14 protein-coding genes are annotated in these 24333 nt (G+C 75.1%); 12 read left to right on the plus strand and 2 right to left on the minus strand.

Annotated features, from left to right (window positions below):
* The 8 genes from BLW85_RS25345 (at position 1) to moeZ (ending at position 9973) form a co-directional block, all read left to right on the plus strand.
* Entirely contained in the window at positions 1-1035 is a 1035-nt protein-coding gene (locus BLW85_RS25345) for an ABC transporter permease (RefSeq protein ID WP_074993188.1), read from the plus strand.
* Positions 1032-2030 carry an ABC transporter permease gene (locus BLW85_RS25350; protein ID WP_074993189.1) on the plus strand — a complete coding sequence of 333 codons (999 nt, stop codon included), beginning with the start codon at positions 1032-1034 and terminating at the stop codon, positions 2028-2030. The genes BLW85_RS25345 and BLW85_RS25350 overlap by 4 nt, the downstream gene beginning before the upstream one ends.
* Positions 2027-3619 (plus strand): dipeptide ABC transporter ATP-binding protein, encoded by a 1593-nt coding sequence (locus BLW85_RS25355; protein ID WP_074993190.1) that lies wholly within the window; start codon positions 2027-2029, stop codon positions 3617-3619. The genes BLW85_RS25350 and BLW85_RS25355 overlap by 4 nt, the downstream gene beginning before the upstream one ends.
* A gap of 214 nt (positions 3620-3833) precedes the next feature.
* The gene (locus BLW85_RS25360) at positions 3834-5480 is read left to right on the plus strand and encodes a DUF3492 domain-containing protein (RefSeq protein WP_074993191.1); all 1647 of its coding nucleotides are present in this window, start codon (positions 3834-3836) and stop codon (positions 5478-5480) included.
* Between the two features lie 233 nt (positions 5481-5713).
* Positions 5714-6943, plus strand: a complete 1230-nt coding sequence (locus BLW85_RS25365) for a hypothetical protein (protein ID WP_425275370.1) — start codon at positions 5714-5716, stop codon at positions 6941-6943.
* Positions 6944-7055: 112 nt separating this feature from the next.
* Positions 7056-8015 (plus strand): NAD-dependent epimerase/dehydratase family protein, encoded by a 960-nt coding sequence (locus BLW85_RS25370; protein ID WP_070026882.1) that lies wholly within the window; start codon positions 7056-7058, stop codon positions 8013-8015.
* A complete protein-coding gene (locus BLW85_RS25375) occupies positions 8003-8731 on the plus strand; it encodes a spherulation-specific family 4 protein (RefSeq protein WP_074993192.1) in 729 nt (242 codons plus the stop codon). Before BLW85_RS25370 ends, BLW85_RS25375 begins: the two co-directional genes overlap by 13 nt.
* A gap of 63 nt (positions 8732-8794) precedes the next feature.
* Positions 8795-9973 (plus strand): adenylyltransferase/sulfurtransferase MoeZ, encoded by a 1179-nt coding sequence (gene moeZ, locus BLW85_RS25380; protein WP_070026880.1) that lies wholly within the window; start codon positions 8795-8797, stop codon positions 9971-9973.
* 79 nt (positions 9974-10052) lie between these two features.
* On the opposite strand, the gene BLW85_RS25385 is transcribed toward moeZ, so the two are convergent.
* Together BLW85_RS25385 and BLW85_RS25390 are read right to left on the minus strand one after the other, a co-directional pair.
* A complete protein-coding gene (locus BLW85_RS25385) occupies positions 10053-11642 on the minus strand; it encodes an alpha/beta hydrolase (RefSeq protein ID WP_074993193.1) in 1590 nt (529 codons plus the stop codon).
* Between the two features lie 192 nt (positions 11643-11834).
* Entirely contained in the window at positions 11835-14747 is a 2913-nt protein-coding gene (locus BLW85_RS25390) for a lysylphosphatidylglycerol synthase transmembrane domain-containing protein (RefSeq protein ID WP_074993194.1), read from the minus strand.
* Between the two features lie 186 nt (positions 14748-14933).
* Here BLW85_RS25390 and BLW85_RS25395 point away from each other — a divergent pair, with 186 nt between their 5' ends.
* The 4 genes from BLW85_RS25395 (at position 14934) to BLW85_RS25410 (ending at position 24224) form a co-directional block, all read left to right on the plus strand.
* Entirely contained in the window at positions 14934-15320 is a 387-nt protein-coding gene (locus BLW85_RS25395; RefSeq protein ID WP_070026872.1) for an MGMT family protein, read from the plus strand.
* A gap of 210 nt (positions 15321-15530) precedes the next feature.
* A complete protein-coding gene (locus tag BLW85_RS25400; RefSeq protein WP_079172420.1) occupies positions 15531-19157 on the plus strand; it encodes an ATP-dependent helicase in 3627 nt (1208 codons plus the stop codon).
* 94 nt (positions 19158-19251) lie between these two features.
* A complete protein-coding gene (locus BLW85_RS25405) occupies positions 19252-22773 on the plus strand; it encodes an ATP-dependent DNA helicase (protein ID WP_074993195.1) in 3522 nt (1173 codons plus the stop codon).
* Between the two features lie 47 nt (positions 22774-22820).
* Positions 22821-24224 carry a dipeptidase gene (locus tag BLW85_RS25410; protein ID WP_074993196.1) on the plus strand — a complete coding sequence of 468 codons (1404 nt, stop codon included), beginning with the start codon at positions 22821-22823 and terminating at the stop codon, positions 24222-24224.
* The last annotated feature ends 109 nt before the right edge of the window (positions 24225-24333 follow it).

Below are 24333 nucleotides of genomic sequence, written 5' to 3' on the forward strand. Positions count from 1 at the left end.
GTGAGCGAGGCACTTGTCGCCGTCGAGGCCGCCGGGACGGACAGCACCGTCCCGGCGGCCTCGGGGGCCCGTCTGTTCTGGCGGCGGCTGCGGGCGCAGCGCGCCGCCCTGGTCGCCGCGGCGGTCGTCGCGCTGCTCGTCCTGATCGCGCTCGCCGCGCCGCTGCTCACCGCGGTCGAGGGCCAGGACCCCACCACCTACCACCCGTCGCTGATCGACTCCGCGCGCGGCGGCGTGCCCGTCGGCTCCTTCGGCGGCATCGGCGCCGACCACTGGCTGGGCGTCGAACCCCAGACCGGCCGCGACCTGTTCGCGCGCCTGGTCTACGGCGCCCGGATCTCGCTCGGGGTGGCCCTGGCCGCCACGCTCATCCAGGTCGCCGTCGGGGTCGTCGTCGGCGTGAGCGCCGCGCTCGGCAATCAATGGGTTGATCAAGTGTTGAGCCGGATCACCGACATCATCGTCGCCATGCCACTGATGATCATGTCGTTGGCACTGCTGGCGATCGTGCCGCCGAGCTTCCCGCGGCCCGTCCTGGTCACCCTCGTGATCGGCCTGGTCGCCTGGGGCGGCGTCGCGAAGATCGTGCGCGCCCAGACCCTGTCCGCCAAGGGGCTCGACTACGTCTCGGCGGCCCGGCTCAGCGGCTGGAAGACCCGGCACATCGCGCGCCGCGAACTGCTGCCCGGGCTCGCCGCGCCCGTCATCACCTACGCGGCGCTCCTGGTGCCCATGAACATCTCGGTCGAGTCCGCGCTGTCCTTCCTCGGCGTCGGCGTGAAGCCGCCCACGCCCTCCTGGGGACAGATGCTCACCGCCGCCGACGTCTGGTACCAGGCCGCGCCCCAGTATCTGCTGCTGCCGGCCGGAGCCCTGTTCGTCACCGTCTTCGCCCTCACCGTGCTCGGCGACGGCGTGCGCACCGCCCTCGACCCGCGCGCCGCCTCCCGGCTGCGCGTCGGCACCGGCCGCAAGAAGCCGGCGGACCCCGCCCGCGCGGGCGCCGCGGACGAGAAGAAGGAGGCGACCGCATGAGCGGCTTCGGCGGATTCCTGCTGCGCCGGGCCGTGGCCACGGTGATCACCCTGCTCGCCGTCTCGGTGATCGTCTACGTCGTCTTCTACGCCACCCCCGGCAACGTCGCCCAGATCACCTGCGGCCCGCGCTGCTCGCCGGAACAGGTGCACCAGGTCGCCGAGCGGCTGCGGCTGGACGACCCGCTCGCCGTGCGCTACTGGCACTTCCTCCAGGGCCTGTTCGTCGGCCAGGACTTCTCCACCGGCACCTCCGTGGAGCACTGCGCGGCGCCCTGCCTCGGGGAGTCGTACCAGACCGGGCAGCAGGTCCTGGACATCATCCTGGGCAAGCTGCCCGTCAGCCTCTCCCTGGTCGTCGGCGCCATGGTGCTCTGGCTCCTGCTCGGCGTCGGCACCGGGGTGCTGTCCGTCTGGCGGCGGGGCCGGGTCTCCGAGCGGACGCTGACCGCGATCACCCTCGCGGGCATGGCCACCCCGGTGTTCGTCATCGGCCTGGTGCTGATGATCGTCGTCTGCGGCCAACTCCAGCTGCTGCCCTTCCCGCAGTACGTGAACTTCACCGACGACCCCGAACAGTGGGCCTGGAACCTGCTGCTGCCCTGGCTGTCGCTGGCCTTGGTCGAGGCGGCGACCTTCGCCCGGCTGACCCGCAGCGCCATGCTGGAGACCCTCGCCGAGGACCATGTGCGCACCTTCCGGGCGTACGGCGTGGGGGAGCGGGCCATCGTCGCACGGCACGCGCTGCGCGGCGCGTTCGCCCCGGTCATCGCGCTCAACGCCAACAACGTCGGCTCCGCCATCGGCGGCGCCGTCCTCACCGAGTCCCTGTTCGGGCTGCCCGGCATCGGCCAGGAACTCGTCCACGCGGTGGAGGTGGTGGACCTGCCGGTGGTCGTCGGCATGGTCCTCGTCATCTCGTTCTTCGTGGTGCTCGCCAACGCCGTCGCGGACGTGCTGTACGCGGTGGCCGACCGACGGGTGGTGCTCGCATGAGCCTGGTGGAAGTCACGGACCTGACGGTCGAGTTCGGTTCCCTGCGGGCCGTGGACAAACTCTCCTTCCGCCTCGCCGAGGGCGGCGCGCTCGCCCTGGTCGGCGAGTCCGGCTCCGGCAAGTCCACCGTCGCGGGCGCCCTGCTGGGCCTGCACCACGGCACCGGCGCCCGGGTCGGCGGCACCGTACGGGTCGCCGGCACCGACGTCCAGACGGCCGGCGAGCGGGAGCTGCGGCGGCTGCGCGGCGCCAAGGCCGCCATGGTCTTCCAGGACCCGCTGTCCTCCCTCGACCCCTACTACGCCATCGGCGACCAGATCGCCGAGGTGTACCGGGTGCACGCGCGGGCCTCGCGCCGTGCCGCCCGCGCGCGGGCCGTGGAGGTCCTGGACCGGGTCGGGATCCCGGACGCCGCCCGGCGGGCCCGCTTGCGCCCGCACGAGTTCAGCGGCGGCATGCGCCAGCGCGCCCTGATCGCGATGGCGCTCGCCTGCGCCCCCGAGCTGCTGATCGCCGACGAGCCGACCACCGCGCTCGACGTCACCGTCCAGGCCCAGATCCTCGATCTGCTGCACACCCTGCGCGCGGAGACCGGCATGGGCCTGCTGCTGGTCACCCACGACGTGGGCGTGGCCGCGGAGAGCGTCGACGAGGTGCTGGTCATGCGGCACGGCAGGGCCGTCGAGCACGGTACGGTCGGTACGGTCCTGGCGGCGCCCCGCGAGGCGTACACCCGCGAACTCCTCGACGCCGTACCCCGCGTGGACGCGCGCCGCACCGGCTCGCCCGCCACCGGCGAGGTGGTGCTGGAGGCCACCGGGCTGCGGCGCGAGTTCGGGCGCGGCAGGCGGGCGTTCGCCGCCGTGGACGACGTCTCGCTCACCGTGCGGCGCGGCGAGACCGTCGGCGTCGTCGGCGAGAGCGGCAGCGGCAAGACCACCCTCGGCCGGATGCTGGTCGGGCTGCTGGCGCCGACCGCGGGCACGATCCGGTACGCGGGGGCCGCGCACACCGGGGTGAACCCGGCCGTCCAGATGGTCTTCCAGGACCCGGTCTCCTCCCTCAACCCCCGCCGCAGCGTGGGCGAGTCCATCGCCGACCCGCTGCGCGCGCGGGGCGAGAAGGACGAGGAGCGGATCCGGAGGCGGGTGACGGAACTGCTGGAGCGCGTGGGGCTCGAAGCGGCGCACCACGACCGCTACCCGCACGAGTTCAGCGGCGGTCAGCGCCAGCGCATCGGCATCGCCCGCGCGCTCGCCGCCGACCCGCGCGTCATCGTCTGCGACGAGCCCGTCTCCGCGCTCGACGTCACCACCCAGGCCCAAGTGGTCGCCCTGCTCGGCGAGTTGCAGCGGGAACTAGGCCTCGCGCTGGTCTTCATCGCGCACGACCTCGCCGTCGTCCGCCAGGTCAGCGACCGGCTCGCGGTGATGCGCCGGGGCCGGGTGGTGGAGTACGGCCCGGCCGACGAGGTGTACGACAGCCCGCGCGAGGAGTACACCCGGCAACTGCTGGCCGCGGTGCCCTCCCTGGACCCGGAGTCGGCGGCCCGGCGCCGGGCCGCGCGCGGCGCACCGGCGGCGGCCTGACGGCACGCACCGGCGCGGACTTGACGTTCCGTGCCCGCGTGCGCGCCTAGCGCGACGAAACGCCCTCCGTGCGGGAAAGTTACGGCCGTTCACCCCTTTTGGTGGCGCGATGGACAACCGTCCGTCGCGCCACCCGCTTGTCCGCTTACGTTCGTCCCGCTGCGAGCCGCCGGGCCGACGGCGGCCGACCAGGAGGAAGATCGGGGGTGCACACGTGCGCACAGGACTGCTTACGGAGGGTGGTTATCCGTATGTGGGCGGTGACGCCGGCCTCTGGTGCGACCGGCTGGTGCGCGGGCTGGACCGGCACGAGTTCGACCTCTACGCGCTCAGCCGCAGCAGGCGCCAGGAGGAACAGGGACTGCTCCCGCTGCCGCCCCACGTGACCCGGGTCCGTACGGCACCGCTGTGGACGGCGGGGGACGACGCCGGGGCGGTGGCGTACGGACGGCGTGCGCGCCGAAGCTTCGCCGAGCACTACGGCGAACTGGCCGGCGCGCTGTGCGCCGCGCCGGACACTGCCGCCGGTGACGCGGTGGCGGACCGTTTCGCCAACGCGCTCTACGGCCTCGCCGGCCTCGCCCGCGAACACGGCGGACTCGGCGCCGCCCTGCGCTCCGACACCGCCGTACGCACCCTGGAGCGCGCCTGCCGCGCCTCCGGCGCGCCGCGCCCGGCGCGCACGGCGCGCGTGGCCGATCTGCTCACCGTCACCGCACACCTCGAACGCGCCCTGCGCCCCCTCTCCCTCGACTGGTACGGCGACGACGCCCTCGGCGCCGCCGACCTCTGCCACGCCACCTCCGGCGGACCGGCCGCCCTCCCCGGGCTGCTCGCCCGGCACTTCTCCGGCGTGCCCCTGCTGGTCACCGAGTACGGCGTCCAGCTGCGCTCCCACTACCTGGCCCTCGGCCCCGACGCCGCCGCGCCCGCCGTCCGCACCCTGCTCGCCGCCTTCCACGGCCGGCTGGCCGCGGAGATCTACCGCCGCGCCGAACTCCTCACCCCCGGCAACGCGCACGCCCGCCGCTGGCAGCAGCGGTGCGGCGCCGACCGGGCCAGGATCCGCACGGTCCACCCCGGCATGGAGGCCGCCCGCTTCGCCGAGGTCGGCGAGGCCCCGGACCGCGCGGCCCCGGACACCCTGCTCTGGGTCGGACGCGTCGAACCCGCCAAGGACCTGGTCTCGCTGCTGCACGCCTTCGCCGAGGTCCGCAAGGAGGAACCGCGGGCCCGGCTGCGCGTCGTCGGCGCGCCGAACGGCCCCGACGGCGCCGCCTATCTGAGCCAGTGCCGGGCCCTGGCGGCCCAGCTCTTCCCGGACGAGGCGGACGGCGCCCACGCCGTGGGCTCCAACCCCGTCTCCTTCGAGGAGATCGGCGGCCCCGAGGCCCCCACGCTGCCCGACGCGTACGCGGCCGGCGCGGTCGTCGTGCTGTCCAGCGTGGTGGAGGGCTTCCCCACCGGGCTCATCGAGGCCATGTTCTGCGGCCGGGCCACCGTCTCGACGGACGTCGGCGCGGTGGTGGAGGTGATCGGCGGCACGGGACTCGTCGTACCCCCGCGCAATCCGCGGGCGCTCGCCGATGCCTGCGTGGCGCTGCTGCGCGACCCCGAGCGCCGCGCGCGCCTCGGCGCCGCCGCGCGCGCCCGGGCGCTCGAACTGTTCACGGTCGAGCAGAACATCGCCGCGTTCCACGGCATCTACCTGGAGATCGTCTCGCACTGCCCGGTCCGCCGGGACGTCCTGGACGCGGCCGGCGCGCCCCTTCCCTTCGCCGCCCCCGCCGAGTCCCACGTCCCCGCCCACTGGTCCAGGACCCACGTCCCCGCCTGGGCCGCCCCGGAGGCCACCCGATGACCGACACACCGGGGACGCCCAGGGGAGCGGAGCCATGGGGCACGGGGGCGGGGGCCTTCACGGCACCCGCCGCGAGCGGCCCGCCAGGAGCGGCCACACGTTCCTCCGGGACGGCCGACGAGCCGGCCCCGGCGGGGCCGTCCGCCGGAGCGGTGGACGCCGGGCCGGTGTGGGCCCGGTCGGCGCAGGCGGGGGAGCGCGGTTTCGGGGCCGGCGAGGAGCGGCCGGGCGGAATGCCCGGCGACGCCCCGCACACACCCGCCGCACGCACGCCCGCCCCGCACATGCCCGCCCCGCGCCAACCGGGCGCCCCCGGCACGGGCGCGCGGGCGGACCGGCCCGAGTCCGCGGTCCGCGCGCCCGGCGGCGGGCGCGCACCGGCCCCCGGGTCCGGCGTCGTCGACCCCGTCAAAGCGCTGCTGCACCGGCACCGGGAACTGTGCGAGCGGGCCGTGGACCCGCTGGAGATCGCGGCCGGGCTGGAGGCCGAGGGGATCACCGACCGGACCGCCGCGCGCTTCCGGCACCGGGACGTGTTCTCGCTGGCCGAGGAGCTGTACGCCCGCGTGCCGCGCACCGGCGAGGCCCGCCCGGAGCCCGCGCCCCCGCTTCCCGTGCCCCGAATCCGCGCCCGCTGGGCCCTGACCGCCCTGCTGCCCGGCGCCGCCGGCGCGGCCACCGTCGCCGGGCTGCGCCTCACCCACGGCCACCCCCGCCTCCTGGTGGCCGTCGCCGGTCTCCTCGCCGTGGCCCTCGCCGTCCGCGCCGCACTGCGCACCGGGCCCCTCGCCGGTCCGCCCGGCCCCCGCGCCTGGACCCTCTGGCTGCTCGGCTACGCGCTGTTCGGCGACGGCCTGCTGCACAACGTGCTGACCGGCGGCCCCGACACCCTGCCCGACGGCACCCCGGACGGCGACTGGCCCACGGCACTCCTGCCCCCGCTCGCCCTCGCCCTGGCCGTCGCCCCGGCGGCCTGGTGCGCGCACCTCCTCGCCGCGGGCGCCCGCCGGAGACTGGCCGGCAGCCGGGGCCTGGAGGACTTCACGGCGGCCGTACGCCCCCTGCTCTTCGGCACGTTCACCCTGTTCCTCGGCGCGCTCGCCGCACTGCTCGCGCTGTGCGGCCCGGTCCTCGGCGAACCCGCGGCCCGCCCGCAGGCGCTCACCCTCGGCGCCCTGCTCCTGCTCGCGCGCCTGCTCACCGTGCACCGCCACCGGCGCGCCCCCGCCCTCGCGCAGGCCGCCGCGGCGGTCACACAGGCGGCGGCCCTGGCGCTGCCCCTGGCCGGCCGGCTGCCCCACTGCGGCTTCCTGGCGACACCCGTCCGGACCCTCGTGGACGCCTGGGGCGAGGCCGCCGTACCGGCCCTCGCCTGCGGCATCGCGGCGCTGACCCTGCTGCTCCACGCCGGCCGCACGCTCACCCGGGCCTCGGCCCACGCACCCGTCGGAGCCCCCGAGTGAGCGCCCCCCACAAGCCACCGGCACCACCCGTTGAAGGAGAACCCGACATGCTCACCGCCCACCGGAAAGTCCCCGAACCCACCGAACCCGTCGGCGCCCCGGGAGCCGCCCGATGAGGGTCCTGCTGATGGGTGCCAACGGATACCTCGGCCGGTTCGTCGCCGAGCGCCTGCTCGCCGACCCCGCCGTCCAGCTCACCGCGCTCGGGCGGGGCGACGACGCGGACGTACGGTTCGACCTCGCGACCGGCAGCCCTGGGGCGCTGACCCGGTTCCTGGACGCGGTCCACCCGGGCGTCGTGATCAACTGCGCGGGCGCCACCCGCGGCGGGGCGCGGGAGCTGACCCGGCACAACACCGTCGCCGCGGCCACCGTCTGCGAGGCGCTGCGCCGCAGCGGTTGCGGAGCGCGGCTGGTGCAGATCGGCTGCGGGGCCGAGTACGGGCCCAGCCAGCCCGGCTCCTCCACCGCCGAGGACGCCGTACCGCGCCCCGGCGGCCCGTACGGCGTCAGCAAGCTCGCCGCCACCGAACTGGTCCTCGGCTCCGGTCTGGACGCCGTCGTGCTGCGGGTCTTCTCGCCCGCGGGCCCCGGCACCCCGGCCGGCTCCCCGCTGGGCCGGCTCGCCGAGGCGATGCGCCGCGCCATGCAGTCCGGCGACGGTGAGCTGAAGCTCGCCGGCCTCGGCATCCAGCGCGACTTCGTGGACGTGCGCGACGTCGCGCGCGCCGTGCACGCCGCCTCGCTCTCCGCCGCACAGGGCGTGATCAACATCGGTTCCGGCCGGGCCGTACGGCTGCGGGACGCCGCCGGGATCCTCGCCCGCGTGGCCGGCTACGGCGGCGCCCTGCACGAACTCGACGGCCCGCCCGGCCCGTTGCGCGGCGCCCTCGGCCACCCGCGGGCCGAGGCCGAGCACACCTCCCCGGCGGCGTTCCCCTACCCGGACGGCTGCGGCAGCTGGCAGCAGGCCGATGTGCGCACCGCGCGCGACCGGCTCGGCTGGCGGCCCCGGATCAATCTGGAGGAATCCCTGGCGGACATCTGGATGGAGGCGGCATGCCGCATCTGACCAGCACCGCGGTGCGCACCGCCCTCGGTGTCCCCGGTTACGCCCACCCCCTGGTCGCCCCCGCCCAGTGGGCCGAGCTGGCCCGCCCCGGCACCCCGCTGGACTGGGTGGCGCTCGACGTCTGCGCGGGCCCGGGCGCCCGGCCCGACCCGCACTGCCTGGAAGCCGCGGGCCAGCTGCACCACGCGGGCGTCCGCGTCCTCGGCCGCCTCGATGCCGCCCAGGGCGCCCGCGACCACGCCGAACTGCGCCACGAGGCCCTGCGCTACCTCGACTGGTACCAGGTGGACGGCTTCCTGCTGGACCACTGCCCGGGCGGCGCGGCCGAGCTCCCCGTCGTCCGCCGGCTGCTCGCCGGCCTGCGGACGGACGCCGGCCCCGCCCACCTCGTCCTCGGTCACGGCACCCATCCGCACCCGGGCTACGCGGAGTGCGCCGACCAGCTGGTGACCTTCGCGGGGCCCTGGGCCGACTACCGCTGGTCCCAGGTCGCGGAGTGGACGGCGGACTACCCGCCCGACCGGTTCTGCCACTTCGTGCACGGAGTGCCCCGCGGTCACCTGGAGGAGGCGCTGCGCATCGCCCGCTGGCAGGGCGCGGCGACGATCTACTTCACGGACCGCACCGGCGGCCGGGGCCAGGGTGACCCCTGGGAGGCCATGCCCGGCTACTGGGACGAAATCGTCTCGCGCCTCGAAACGGGTGTCTCGGAATGAAGAAGGGCGTGGCAGTGTTGACGGGAGAACAAACGTAGTGATTGACCGACCAACGGAGTCCCCGTGTCGCTGCCACCCCTGGTCGAGCCGGCTTCCGAGCTCACCGTAGACGAGGTCCGCAGGTACTCCCGCCACCTGATCATCCCCGATGTGGGCATGGACGGGCAGAAGCGGCTGAAGAACGCCAAGGTGCTCTGCGTGGGCGCCGGCGGGCTGGGCTCGCCCGCGCTGATGTACCTGGCCGCGGCGGGCGTGGGCACGCTCGGCATCGTGGAGTTCGACGAGGTCGACGAGTCGAACCTGCAGCGCCAGATCATCCACAGCCAGTCCGACATCGGCCGTTCCAAGGCCGAGTCCGCGCGTGACACCGTCAAGGGCATCAACCCGTACGTGGACGTGATCCTTCACGAGGAGCGGCTCGAGGCCGACAACGTGATGGACATCTTCAGCCAGTACGACCTGATCGTGGACGGCACGGACAACTTCGCCACCCGCTATCTGGTCAACGACGCCTGTGTGCTGCTGAACAAGCCGTACATCTGGGGTTCGATCTACCGCTTCGACGGCCAGGCGTCCGTGTTCTGGTCCGAGCACGGCCCCTGCTACCGCTGCCTCTACCCGGAGCCCCCGCCCCCGGGCATGGTCCCCTCCTGCGCCGAGGGCGGCGTGCTCGGCGTGCTGTGCGCGTCCATCGGCTCCATCCAGGTCAACGAGGCCATCAAGCTGATCGCCGGCATCGGCGACCCGCTGGTCGGCCGGCTGATGATCTACGACGCCCTGGAGATGCAGTACCGGCAGGTCAAGGTCCGCAAGGACCCCAACTGCGCGGTCTGCGGCGAGAACCCGACCGTCACCGAGCTCATCGACTACGAGGCCTTCTGCGGTGTCGTCTCCGAGGAGGCGCAGGCGGCGGCGGTGGACTCCACGATCACTCCCAAGCAGCTCAAGGAGTGGATCGACGACGGCGAGAACATCGAGATCATCGACGTCCGCGAGCCCAACGAGTACGAGATCGTCTCCATCCCGGGCGCCAAGCTGATCCCGAAGAACGAGTTCCTCATGGGCACCGCGCTGGAGTCGCTGCCCCAGGACAAGAAGATCGTCTTGCACTGCAAGACGGGTGTCCGCAGTGCGGAAGTCCTCGCGGTCCTGAAGTCCGCGGGCTTCTCCGACGCGGTCCACGTCGGCGGCGGCGTGATCGGCTGGGTCAACCAGATCGAGCCCGACAAGCCGGTCTACTGACCGAGGCGCGCTCTCCGGAAGCCCGCGGCATCCGACCTCGGTCGGGCGCCGCGGGCTTCCGCCGTTTCCGGGCGCGGCGTCAGGTGCAGACCCCGCCGCTCCTGGGGACCGTCCCGTCCAGCAGGTACGCGTTCACCGTGTTCTGGACGCACTTGTTCTTGCTGTCGTACGCCCCGTGCCCCTGACCCTTGTACGTCAGCTCCACCGCGACGCCTTTGCCGAGCGCCTGCGTCATCCTGCGCGCGCCGGCGTAGGGGGTGGCTGGGTCGCCGGTGTTGCCGACGACGAGGATGGGGGCCGAGCCGGGGGCGCTGACGTCAGGGTGGTACGCGGCGCCGGGCACGGCCCAGTCGGTGCAGCTGACCATGCCCCAGGCGAGGAAGTCGCCGAACAGCGGGGAAGCGGCACGGAACCGGGGCAGCGCCCGCTGGACGTCGGCGACGGTGTACCGGGGTTTCTGGTCGGCGCAGTTGATCGCCACGTTCGCCGCGGTGATGTTGCTGTAACCGCCGTTCTGGTTGCGGCCGTTCATCGCGTCGGACAGCACCATCAGGACCCTGCCGTCACCGTCGTACGCCTGCTCCAGACCCTCGGTGAGGTACTCCCAGAAGTCCTTGGAGTACAGGGACTGCGCGATGCCGTTGGTGGCGGCCGTCTCGGTGAGCCGGCGCGGGGAGATCCCCGGGATCGGCTTCTTGTCGAGGTCGTGCAGGAGTTGCGCGATGCGGTCCTTGACGTCCTGCGGGGTGTCCCCGATCGGGCAGCCCTCGGGCTTGGCGACGCAGTCCTCGGCGAAGTTGTCCAGCGCCAGCTGGAAGCCCTTGGCCTGGCCGAGCGCGCTCTGTTCGGGGTTCTGGGTGGGGTCGACCACGCCGTCGAACACCGCCCGGCCCACGTGCTGGGGGAACAAGTGGGCGTAGACACCGCCCAGTTCGGTGCCGTAGGAGATGCCGAAGTAGTGCAGCTTGGCATCGCCGAGGAGCCGCCGCATCAGGTCCATGTCGCGGGCCGCGTCGGTGGTGCGCACGTTCGGCAGCAGCTTCCCGGAGTTCGCCTCGCAGGCGGCGTTGAACTTCCGGGTGCGCGCGAGCAGCTGGGCGCGTTCGGTGCTGTCGTCGGGCGTCGCGTCCTGCTGGAAGAAGGTGTCGAGCTGGGCATCGCCGAGACACTTCACCGGCGCGCTGCGGCCGACCCCGCGCGGATCGAAGCTGACCAGGTCGTAACGGGTGCGCAGGGTCGCGTAGTCCTGCGCGAACGCGGGCAGCGCGGTGACGCCGCTGCCGCCGGGGCCGCCGAAGTTGAACACCAGCGAGCCGATCCGCCGGTTCGCCGGCCCGCTGGCCTTGGCCCGGATCAGGGCGATGCCGATGGTCGGGCCCTGCGGCCTGCTCCAGTCCAGCGGCGCCTTCATGGTGGCGCACTCCCAGGTGGCGCCGTTCGGCAGCGGGGAGGGCGCGCTCCCGCCGCCCTCAGCCTCGGACGGGGCCGGGCAGGCCCGCCAGTCCAGCGTCTGGGCCGTGAACCGGGCACTCGTGCCGGTGGCGCGGAGGTCGCCGTCACCGCATCCGGTCAGCAGCGCGGCCAGCAGCACGGCGGCCGAGGTCAGGGCGGTGGTGGTGGTACGCGGCCGGCGGGGAACAACGGCACGCAGCCGGGAGTCAGAGGCCATGTGCCCATCCTGCGGGCCCGGGCGCCGCGCCGCGCGGGGCGCGGTCCGTACGAGGTACGGGGCCCGGGAGGGACCACCCCGGGGGACCGTCTCCGTGCCCCGAACGGGCCCGAACGGGCCCCGACCGCGCCCCGAACGGGCCCCAGCCGCGCCCCGAACGGGCCCCGACCGTGCTCCGCGGACCCGGGACCCCTACAGGGCGCCCTTGCGGGTCAGCTGGTTGAAGGCCAGCCAGCCCGGCAGCACCGGCAGCCACAGGGTCAGCAGCCGGAACAGCAGCACGGCGGGGGCCGCGACCTCCTTGGGCAGGCCGAAGGCGATCAGACCGAGGGTGAGGCTGGCCTCGACCGCGCCCACGCCGCCGGGGGTGGGCGCCGCGGAGCCGAGCGCGTTGCCCGCGAGGAAGACGACCGCGACGCTGGCGATGCTCAGTGAGGCCGAGCCGTCGCCGAAGGCCCGCACGGACGCGTCGAGGCACATCACGAAGCAGGCGGTCAGCAGCAGCATGCCGCCGATGCCGGTGATCAGCTTCTGCGGCCGCTGGAGCACATCGAGCATGCGCGGCACCACACCGGCGAACAACGACCGCACCCGGGTGACCACGAACTTCCGCAGGAACGGCACCGAGGTCACCACCAGCACCAGCACCGCGACGGTCAGCAGACCCGCGATCACGGTGCGGGACGGCGACAGCGACGGCGTCTTCTCGGTGCCGGTCAGATACCCGAAGGACAGCAGCATCAGGATGTGGCAGCCGAGCCCGAACAGCTGCGAGGCGCCGACGCTCGCCACCGCGAGCCCCGGGCGCACGCCCGCGCGCTGGAGGAAGCGCGTGTTCAGCGCCACACCACCGACCGCCGCCGGTGCCACGATCTTCACGAACGACCCGGCGACCTGGGCCGCCACCGTCCGCGGGAACGGCACCCGCTCCGGCACGAAGCCCAGCAGCGACATCGCCGCCGCCACATAGCTCAGCGCCGAGAACAGCACGGCCGCGACCACCCAGCCCCACTGCGCCTGCGCGAACAGCGTGCCGAACTGGATGTGGGTGAGCTGCGTCAGCAGGAAGTACGCGCCGATCGCACCGGCGATGAAGCTGATCAGCGTGCGCGGCCGCACCCGCTCCAGCCGGGCCGGCTGCACCGGGGCCTGGGGCCTGATCCGCAGCACCTGGTGCCGGATCTGGGTGAGCAGGTCCTCCTCGCGGGCCTCCTCTATGGCCTCGTCGATCGCCCGCCGCTCGGCCCGCTGCTCCGCCCGCACCGCCTTCTTGTCCGGCCTGTCGGCCTCTTCGAGGGTGGTGCCGTTCGCGTCGGCGGCCTCCTGGAGCCGGGCCAGCTTGGCCTGCCGGGACGCCTCCAGGACCGCCTCCCGCTCCCGCTCGGCGCGCTCGCGGCCCAGCCGGCGCAGCGTGGCGCGGGTGGAGCGGGTGAGCGCGATCGGTTGGAGCATCGGCAGGCAGTCGGCCACCGCGTCCGGACCGAGTACCTCGACCGCCGAGGCCACCGCCCGTTCGGCGCCGACCCGCAGGCCGAGCGTGGTCAGCAGCTGGGCCACGTCCATGCGCAGCAGCAGCTCGCCGGCCGCGATCTCGCCGCCGCGCAGCTCGGTGAGGATCACATCACCGGAACGATCCACCAGGATCGCGTCGCCGGCCAGCCTGCGGTGCGCGATGCGCCGCGACTGCAGCGCGCGCACCTGCCGCCAGGCGCTGCGCAGCAACTCGTCGGTGATCTCCTCGTCGGCCAGCGAGTCCAGGGTGCGTCCGCCGGTGTGCTCGTAGACCAGCATCACCGCGTCCGGGCCCAGCTCCGAGGTGGCGATCAGCTTCGGCGCGTTGGCGCCCGCCGCGATCGCCGCGTACGCCAGCAGCGCCTCCTGCTCCAGTGCCTGGCGCAGCGACTGGAGGCTGGAGCGGGTGGCGAAGCCGCGCAGGGTCAGATTGCGCCACGCCCGGTAGAAGAAGCCCTGGGCCTGCTGCTCGCGGTCCACGACCGTGACGTCCAGCGGCGGGCCGTCCTCCAGGGTGACGAAGTAGCGCCGGCCGCGGTCGCCGTTCTCGCTCTCCACGGCCTCCTCGCGGACCGCGCCGACCGGATGGAAACCGACGTGCCGCAGGCCCGCCAGCAGGGTCTGGCCGGTGGGGCGGATGTTGGGGGAGCCGACCGCGTACAGGGTGCCGTAGGCGACGGACCAGCCGATGAGCACCGTCAGGACGATGGAGAAGGCGGTCGTGTAGCCGGTGACCAGCATGGAGAACGCGTCGAGCAGCAGCACGATCCACAACACCGCGCGCCAGCGGGGTCTGCGGGACATGCCGACGGCCGTCATATAGGCGATGACGGGTGCCAGATAGCCGTGCACCGGGTCGGTCAGCGCGTGGATGTCGCCCGGCGAGGGCTGGGTCAGGGCGTCCTGGATCGAGCCCGGGGCGGCCCGCGCGACCCACAGGTCGGTGGCGAGCGTCACCCCGTGCGCGAGGACGGCGGCGAGGACGCCGTCGGCGATGCGCAGCCCGTCCCGTTTGATCAGCCGTTCGATCGCGAAGGCGACCGGGACCAGCAGGATCGCGATGCTGGAGGCCAGCCCCGCGAAGCGGATCAGCAGGTCGGGGGCCTGTCCGGTGCCCTTGTTGATGTCCTGTTCGAGGCCGGAGGTGGTGCCGTGCGCGAACGCGGCGACGGCGAGCACCACCACGATGGCGAGCAGGCCCACCAGGAGCCGCATCAGGTCCGAGGGCCGGTGCACCCGGGCGGGGAGCAGCGGTTCGTCGCCCTCCACGGGGTCCGGGTGATCCGGGTGCGGCTCCGGGTCCGGCCGCGGGTCCTGGTCCGGCTTCGGGTCTTCGGCCGCGCGCGGGTCCCGGGCCTGCGGCTCCTGGTCCGCGCGCGGGGCGTCGTCGCCTCCCGGCCCGCGGTCTGCCGACGGGTTCTGCGGGATGTGCGCCCCCTCGGTGCGTTCCGCCTCGGTGCGTTCCGGGGCCGCCTGCCGCGGTTCCCGGCGCGCGTCCTGGTCGTCCTTGCCCGTCGTACGGCCGGTCTGCGGGCGTGCGCCGGCGTCAGGGGTGCCCGACCCGCCCTCGGGGTGCACGCCCTGCTGTTTCATGATCTCTTCTTGGTCTCGTATCACCGGTCACCGCCCGCACGATGGTGGCATGCCCCACCGACACACGCGGGCGTCAGGGTGCGGATGTGCGGTCGCACAGTCTGCCGGAAGCGCCGCCCGGGGGCGAGAGGAACGTCCGGTCCGCTCCGCGCCACGATGTCGGCGGGGTGCGGCAGGATGGGGCGAATGAGCGAGCAGAGCCCCGGTGAGGACATCCTGGACACGCACCCGGCGGAGCTCCCCGAGTACGCCGAGCGGGTCCTCCAGGTCGCCGAGCTGGTCCCGCCGGGACGGGTCATGACGTACGGCGACGTCGCCGAGTGGCTGGAGGAGGGCGGCCCGCGCCAGGTGGGCCGGGTGATGGCCCTCTACGGCGGCGCCGTGCCGTGGTGGCGGATCGTCCGCGCCGACGGGGTGCTGCTGCCCGGGCACGAGCTGCGCGCGCTCGCGCACTACCGCGCCGAGGGCACCCCGCTGAAGGAGGCGGGCAGGAGCGCCGAGGGCCACCTGCCGCGGCTGGACATGCGGCGGGCCCGGTGGGACGGCGGTACGGGCGACGAGGGTCACACCTGACAGCTTCCGCCATCGGGGGGCCATGGGGGCAACCCCTGCCCCGTCCGGGTGACACCGGGGACACCCGCGGCATGCCGTACGTTCGAGAGTCGGCGGCATCACGCCGGCGGCCCGTGTGTCCCCCAGCCGGAGGGCACCGCCCCGCGCGCGTGAGCGCCCGCCCGCCCGCACCACCAGCAAGCAGTACGACCACCAGGACCGGCCGACCACGTGAGCTCCTCTTCCACCACCGGACGCCCGCCGCACCCCGAGGTGCGGCGGGGGAGCCGTGGCGCCTACCGACTGGTGCGCACCCCGCCGCCGCGGCCGGCCTCCCCTGTTCTGGACGCCGCCCAGCGCGCCGTGGTTGACCACCGCGCCGGGCCGCTGCTCGTCCTCGCGGGCCCCGGCACCGGCAAGACCACCACCCTGATCGAGTCCGTGGCCGCGCGGATCGCCCGGGGCGGCGACCCCGAGCGCATCCTGGTGCTGACGTTCAGCCGCCGGGCCGCCCTCGACCTGCGCGACCGCATGGCCCAGCGCATCGGCGCGGCCCGCGCGCCCCGGGCGACCACCTTTCACTCGTACGGCTACGCCCTGGTCCGCGCCCACCAGGACGGCGAACTGTTCGCCGAGCCGCTGCGCCTGCTGTCCGGCCCGGAGCAGGACGTCGCCGTGCGCGAGCTGCTGGCCGGGCAGCCCGAGCTGGAGCGGCTCGGGCTGACCCATGTGCGCTGGCCGGACGAACTGCGCGCCTGTCTGACCACCCGCGGTTTCGCGGACGAGGTCCGTGCCGTGCTGGCCCGCAGCCGTGAGCTGGGCCTCGGCCCGGACGCCCTGGACGCGTTCGCCCGCCGCATCGGCCGCCCGGACTGGCGCGCCGCCGCCGCCTTCCTCGCCGAGTACCTGGACGTGCTGGACCTCCAAGGCGTGATCGACTACGCGGAGCTGGTGCACCGTGCGGTGCTGCTGGCCGGCCGCCCCGAGACCGGCGCCGCCCTGGCCGCGCGGTACGACGCCGTGTACGTCGACGAGTACCAGGACACCGACCCGGCCCAGGTGCGGCTGCTGCGCGCCCTGGCCGGCGGCGGCCGCACCCTGGTCGCGTTCGGCGACCCCGACCAGTCGATCTACACCTTCCGGGGCGCCGACGTGAACGGCATCCTCGACTTCCCCGAGGCCTTCCCGTGCGCCGACGGGCGCCCGGCCCCCGTCCAGGTGCTGCGCACCAACCGCCGCTCGGGCGGCGCGCTGCTGGAGGCCACCCGGCTGATCACCCGGCGCATGCCGCTGCCCCGGCTGCCCGCCGACAAGGTGCGCGCCCACCGGGAGCCGACCGCGGTACGCGACGGCGGCCGGGTCGAGGTCTACACGTACCCGACCCCGGGCACCGAGCTGGACAACATCGCGGACATCCTGCGCCGCGCCCACCTGGAGGACGGCGTCCCCTGGCGTGACATGGCCGTCCTGGTCCGCGCCGGCGCCCGCTCCCTGCCCACCCTGCGCCGCGCCCTCACCGCGGCCGGCGTCCCCCTGGACATCGACGGCGACGACCTCCCCCTGCGCCACGAACCGGCGGTGGCCCCGCTGCTCACGGCCCTGCGGGCGGTGGCGGTCGCGGAGGCACGGGAGCGGGAGGGCGGGGCCGCGGGGGAGCGGCCGGAGCCGGAGGCGGAGCAGCGGGCGGAGGCGCGGTCCCAGGAGGGGGCGGAGGCGGAAGCCCGGGCGGAGGCGCAGGCGCGCCCGGAGGCGGACGGGGGTTCGGAGCCGGACGGGGACACGGCGCCCGACAAGGGCGCGGCGAGCGATGCGGGCACGGCGGCCGACGAGGGCGCGGTGAGCGATGCGGCCCCGGCGGCCGACGAGGACCCGGCACCGGGCGAGCGCCCTGCCGTGGACGGCTCCCGCGCGCCGGACCGGGGCGCGGCGGCGGACGAGCACCCCGCCCCCGCCCGGCACCCGGCCGAGCCGCCCCGAAAGACGCCCTGGCTGGACACCGAGACCGCGCTCACCCTGCTCGGCTCCCCCCTCGCCGGCATGGACGCGGCCGATCTGCGCCGGCTGGGACGGGCGCTGCGCGAGGAGGAGCGGGCCGGCGGGAACCCGTTGCCGCCGCCCTCGGACGAGCTGCTCACCAGGGCGCTCGCCGAGCCCGAGCGGCTGGCCGTGCACGACCCGGCGTACGCCCGGGGCGCCCAGCGCCTCGGCGCGCTGCTGCGCACGGCCCGCGAGCGCCTCGCGAACGGCGGTACGGCCGAGGAGGCGCTGTGGGACCTGTGGTCCGGCACCCCCTGGCCCGGCCGCCTGGCGCGGGCCGCCCTGCGCGGCGGCGCGGCCGGCCGCAACGCCGACCGGGACCTGGACGCCGTCTGCGCCCTGTTCGCCACCGCCGCCCGCGCCGAGGAGCGCACCGGGGGCCGCGGCGCCCTGAACTTCCTGGCCGAGATCGAGGCCGAGGACATCGCCGCCGACACCCTCACCCGCCGCGCGGTGCGCCCCGACGCCGTACGCCTGATGACCGCGCACCGCGCCAAGGGCCTGGAGTGGCCACTCGTCGTCGTCGCGGGCGTGCAGGAGGGCCTGTGGCCCGACCTCAGGCGCCGCGGATCGCTGCTGGAGGCCGACCGGATCGGCCGCGACGGACTGGCCGAGCCGCTCACCCAGGGCGCGCTGCTCGCGGAGGAACGCCGCCTGTTCTACGCCGCCGCCACCCGCGCCCGCGACCGCCTGGTCGTCACCGCGGTGAAGGCGCCCGCCGAGGACGGCGACCAGCCCTCCCGGTTCCTGACCGAGCTGGGCGTCGAGCCCAGGGACGTCGCCGGCCGCCCCCGGCGCCCGCTGTCCGTGGCCGCGCTCGTCGCCGAGCTGCGCGCCACCACCGTCGACCCGCGCGCCTCCGCCGCCCTGCGCGAGGCCGCCGCCCGCCGCCTGGCCCGGCTCGCCGCGCTCACCGACGAGGACGGCCGCCCCCTCGTGCCGGCCGCGCACCCCTACCGCTGGTGGGGCATGTTCGAGCCGACCGAGAGCAAGGTGCCGCTGCGCCACCGCGACCAGCCCGTGGTGCTTTCCGGCAGCGCCCTCGACCAGCTGGCCAACACCTGTGCCCTGCAATGGTTCCTGGGCCGCGAGGTGAAGGCCGACGCACCCGCCACCGCGGCCCAGGGCTTCGGCAACGTCGTGCACGTCCTCGCCGACGAGGTCGCCTCCGGCCGCACCCCCGCCGACCTCGACGTCCTCATGGAACGCCTGGACTCGGTGTGGAACGCGCTCGCCTTCGACGCGCCCTGGAAGTCCCGCCAGGAGAAGGACAACGCCCGCGCCGCGCTCGAACGCTTCCTGAACTGGCACGTCCTGGACCGGGCGGGGCGCACCCCCGTCGCCAGCGAGCAGGACTTCGACGTCACCCTGGAGGCGGGCGACTACCAGGTCCGCGTCCGCGGCCAGATGGACCGCGTCGAGACGGACGCCGAGGGCCGCGCCTACGTGGTCGACTTCAAGACCGGCAAACAGGCCCCCACCGCGCGCGAGGTGGCCCGCCACCCCCAGCTCGCCGTCTACCAGCTCGCCGTCCGCGAGGGCGCCGCCGACACCGCCTTCGACGGCGCCCGCCCCGAGCCCGGCGGCGCCGAACTGGTCCACCTGCGCCAGGGCGCCGCCCAGCGCGACGGCGGCGAGGCGCTGCCCAAGGTGCAGAGCCAGGAACCGCTCGCGGGGGAGTGGGTCGGCGAGCTGCTGGCCACCGCCGCCGGGAAGGTCCTGGACGAGCGGTTCTCGCCCAGCGCCGGCCAGCACTGCGCCCACTGCGCCTTCCGCGCCTCGTGCAGCGCCCGGCCCGAGGGACGGCACGTGGTGGAGTGACGTACCGCACCCCACCCCGCTGACCTGGGCCTACCCTGCCCTGGAGGAGCGGCGCGCACGGGGCTGTCAGTGCCCCCCGCTAGCCTTTTGCGACATGCCCGCCCATCTCACCGATCCCGAGCAGCTCAAGGAGCTCCTCGGCATCCCCTTCACCCCGGAGCAGACGGCCTGCATCACCGCGCCGCCCGCCCCGCAGGTGATCGTGGCCGGAGCCGGGTCGGGCAAGACCACCGTGATGGCGGCCCGCGTGGTCTGGCTGGTCGGCACCGGGCAGGTCGCCCCCGAGCAGGTCCTCGGCCTGACCTTCACCAACAAGGCGGCGGGCGAGCTGGCCGAACGCGTCCGCAAGGCCCTCGTCAAGGCGGGCGTCACCGACCCCGACGCCCTCCCGCCGCCCGGCCGGCCCTCGGCGGCAGCGCCCTCCGCCGACCCCTCCTGGTGGGACCCGGACAACCCCCCGGGCGAGCCGGTGATCTCCACGTACCACTCCTTCGCCGGCCGCCTCCTCACCGACCACGGCCTGCGCATCGGCCTGGAGCCCGCCTCCCGCCTCCTCGCCGACGCCACCCGCTACCAGCTCGCCGCCCGCGTGCTGCGCGAGGCCCCCGGCCCCTACCCGGCGCTCACCCGCTCCTTCGCCGACCTCGTCAGCGATCTGCTCGCCCTCGACTCCGAACTCTCCGAGCACCTCGTGGAACCCGGCCGGCTGCGCACCTGGGACACGGAACTGCTGGCCGCCCTCGACGGCGCGAAACTCAGCAACGCCGAGCTGCGCAAGGTCCCCGAGACCGCCGCCGCCCGCCGCGAACTCACCGACCTGGTCCAGCGCTACCGGGCCGCCAAACGCGAACGGGACCTGCTCGACTTCGGCGACCAGATCGCCCTGTCCGCCCGCCTCGCCGGCCTGCCCGAGGTGGGCCGGCTGCTGCGCGAGGAGTTCCGGGTGGTCCTCCTGGACGAGTACCAGGACACCTCCGTCGCCCAACGCGTGCTGCTCGCGGGCCTGTTCGGCGGCGGCACCGGCCACCCGGTGACCGCCGTCGGCGACCCCTGCCAGGCCATCTACGGCTGGCGCGGCGCCTCCGTCGCCAACCTGGACGACTTCCCGGAACACTTCCGCCACGCCGACGGCCGCCCCGCCACCCGCCAGGCGCTCAGCGAGAACCGGCGCAGCGGCGGCCGCCTCCTCGACCTCGCCAACGGCCTCGCCGCCCCGCTGCGCGCGATGCACGCGGGCGTCGAAGCCCTCCGCCCCGCCCCCGGCGCCGAGCTCGACGGCCGGGTCCGCTGCGCCCTGCTGCCCACCCACGCCGAGGAGCTGGACTGGCTCGGCGACTCCATCGCCCACCTGGTGCGCACCGGCACCGCCCCCGGCGAGATCGCCGTGCTGTGCCGCACGGCGGGCGACTTCGGCGCGATCCAGGCCGCGCTCGTCGCCCGGGACGTCCCCGTCGAGGTGGTCGGCCTGTCCGGGCTGCTGCACCTGCCCGAGGTCGCCGACCTGGTCGCCGTCTGCGAGGTCCTCCAGGACCCCGGGGCCAACGCCGCCCTGGTGCGGCTGCTCACCGGGCCCCGCTGGCGCATCGGCCCCCGCGACCTCGCCCTGCTCGGCCGCAGCGCCCGCCTGCTGGTCGCCCACGCCCGCGCCGACGACGCCGACGACCCGGACCGCCGGCTGGCCGCCGCGGTGGAGGGCACCGACCCGGCCGAGGTGATATCGCTCGCCGACGCCCTGGACACCTTCCTGGACGCCTCCGGCGAGGACGACGACGGGCTGCCGTTCTCCCCGGACGCCCGGGTGCGCTTCGCCCGCCTCGCCGCCGAACTGCGCGAGCTGCGCCGCGCGTTGTCCGACCCGCTGATGGACGTGCTGCACCGCGTCCTCGCCGTCACCGGTCTGGAGGTGGAGCTGTCGGCCTCCCCGCACGCGCTGGCCGCCCGCCGCCGCGAGACCCTCGCCAACTTCCTCGACGTGGCCGCCTCCTTCTCCACGGGTGACGGCGAGGCCACCCTGCTCGCCTTCCTCGGCTTCCTGCGCACCGCCGCCCAGTACGAGAAGGGCCTCGACAACGCCCTGCCCGGCGGCGAGAACACCGTCAAGGTGCTCACCGCGCACAAGTCCAAGGGCCTGGAGTGGGACGTCGTGGCCGTGCCCGGCCTCGTCACCGGCACCTTCCCCAGCGCCCAGGGCCGCGACAAGTGGACCGCCCAGGCCAAGGTGCTGCCGCACGCGCTGCGCGGGGACGCCGACACCCTGCCCGACGTCGACGGCTGGGACGCGCGCGGCATGAAGGCCTTCCACGAGGCCATGAAGGACCACCAGCACACCGAGGAACTCCGCCTCGGCTACGTCACCTTCACCCGCCCCCGTTCCCTCCTGCTCGGCTCCGGCCACTGGTGGGGGCCCAGCCAGAAGAAGAAACGCGGCCCCTCCGACTTCCTCCGGGCGCTGCACGACCACTGCGCCGCCGGGTACGGCGAGATCGAGGCCTGGGCGGACGAACCCGGCGACGACGAGGAGAACCCGGCCCTGCGGGAGCCCGACACCGAGCAGGCCTGGCCGCTGCCCCTGGACCCGGAGGCCCTCGCCCGCCGCCGCGCGGCCGCCGAGACCGTCCTCGCCCACCTGGCGGCCCGGAACCCGGCCGACCCCGCCGTTCCCGCCGCCTCCGGCGACCCGGACTGGCCCGCACCGCCGGAGGAACCGCCGTACGACGAGCCGCCCTACGAGGACGAACCGCCCTACGAGGACGAGCCGCCGTACGACGAGGAGCCGTACGACGACGAGCCGTACGGCCCGTACGACGGCCCGGCCCCCGCCGCGCCCGCCGTCCCCCGCCAGGCGACCGGCCCCGCCGAACCGGTGCTCACCCCCGAGGAGAGCCGTCTGACCGCCTCCTGGGACCGCGATCTGGACGCGCTCACCCGGGAGCTGCTGCTGGCCCGCCGCACCGTCACCGACGTCCCCCTGCCCGTGACGCTCACCGCGACCCAGCTGCTGCTCCTGGCCGAGGACCCGGACGGGCTCGCGCAGGAGCTCGCCCGCCCCATGCCGCGCCCCCCGCAGCGGTCCGCACGCCGCGGCACCCGGTTCCACGCCTGGGTGGAGTCCCGCTACGAGGAGCTGGCGCTGCCCCTGCTGGAGCCCGACGAGCTGCCCGGCGGCGACGCGGAGATCGCCGACGAGGAGGACCTGGAGGCGCTGAAGGAGGCCTTCGAGCGCACCGAGTACGCCCGGCGCACGCCGTACCGCGTCGAGGCCCCGGTCCAGCTCACCCTCGCCGGGCGGATCGTGCGCGGCCGGATAGACGCCGTCTACCGCACGGGCGAGGGCAGGGCGGCGACGTACGAGATCGTGGACTGGAAGACCGGCCGCGAGCACACCGCCGATCCGCTCCAGCTCGCCGTCTACCGGCTGGCCTGGGCCGAGCAGCAGGGCGTCCCGCTCGACTCGGTCACCGCCGCGTTCCTGTACGTGCGCACCGGCGAGGTCGTCCGCCCCGCGGACCTGCCGGACCGGACCGCGCTGGAGCGGCTGCTCGGCGGCGACCCCGGCCGGACGCCCGGCACCGCGGGGCCGGCGCCGGACGTGACACAGCGCCCACCGCGAGTGTGACGAACCGCCCGCCGAGGATGCCCGCGCGGGCCGATAGGCTCGTGAGCATGAGCCAGACCCCGGACAGCGCCGTCCGCACGTACATCGAGCAGCACCGCGCCGCCTTCCTCGACGACCTCGCCGCATGGCTGCGCATCCCCTCCGTGTCGGCCCAGCCCGACCACGCGCCCGACGTGCGGCGCAGCGCGGACTGGCTCGCCGCCAAGCTGAGGGAGACCGGCTTCCCGACCGTCGAGGTGTGGCCCACCGAGGGCGCCCCGGCCGTCTTCGCCGAGTGGCCCTGCGACGACCCCGGGGCGCCCACCGTGCTGGTCTACGGCCACCACGACGTGCAGCCCGCCGCCCGCGAGGACGGCTGGGACAGCGATCCCTTCGAGCCGGTCGTGCGCGGCAACCGGCTCTACGCCCGCGGCGCCGCCGACGACAAGGGCCAGGTGTTCTTCCACACCCTCGGTGTGCGCGCCCACCTCGCCGCGACCGGCCGTACCGCCCCCGCGGTCGGTCTGAAGCTGCTGATCGAGGGCGAGGAGGAGTCCGGCTCCCCGCATTTCCGGGCCCTGGTGGAGGAGCGCGCGCAGCGCCTCACGGCCGACGCCGTGATCGTCTCCGACACCGGCATGTGGGCCGAGGACACCCCGACGGTGTGCACCGGCATGCGCGGCCTGGCCGAGTGCGAGATCCGCCTCCACGGCCCCGACCAGGACATCCACTCCGGCTCCTTCGGCGGCGCCGTGCCCAACCCGGCCACCGCCGTCGCCCGCCTGGTCGCCGCCCTGCACGACGAGCGGGGACGGGTGGCCGTGCCCGGCTTCTACGACGGCGTCGTGGAGCTGACCGAGCGCGAGCGCGAACTCTTCGCCGAGCTGCCCTTCGACGAGGAGCGCTGGCTGCGCACCGCCAAGTCCCGCGCCACCCACGGCGAGGCCGGGCTCACCACCCTGGAGCGCATCTGGGCCCGCCCGACCGCCGAGGTCAACGGGATCGGCGGCGGCTACCAGGGCCCCGGCAGCAAGACCATCATCCCGTCCTCGGCCATGGTCAAGCTGTCGTTCCGGCTGGTCGCCGGGCAGGACCCGGACCACGTCGAGAAGGCGGTCCGCGCCTGGGCCGCCGAGCAGGTGCCCGCCGGGATCCGCGCCGAGATCGACTTCGGCTCGGCCACCCGCCCCTGTCTGACCCCGCTCGACCACCCGGCGCTGCGCTCGGTGGCCCGGGCGATGGGCCGCGCCTTCGAGGGCCCGGTCCGCTTCACCCGCGAGGGCGGCTCCGGCCCCGCCGCCGACCTCCAGGAAGTCCTCGGCAGCCCCGTGCTCTTCCTGGGCATCTCCGTTCCCTCCGACGGCTGGCACGCGCCCAACGAGAAGGTCGAGCTGGACCTCCTCCTCAAGGGCGTCGAGACCAGCGCCTACCTGTGGGCCGACCTGGCCGAGAACTGGCGGCCCTCAGCCTGACCGGCCCGCACCGAGCCCCGGCACGGGGACGCCGGGGCGAGGGGCACACTGGAAGGACCGCCCCCCGCCCGCCCGACCCGGTGCGTCCTGTCGTACGTCCCGCCGAACC

It is taken from the genome of Streptomyces misionensis (assembly GCF_900104815.1).
In the GTDB taxonomy this organism is placed as follows: Bacteria; Actinomycetota; Actinomycetes; order Streptomycetales; family Streptomycetaceae; genus Streptomyces; species Streptomyces misionensis.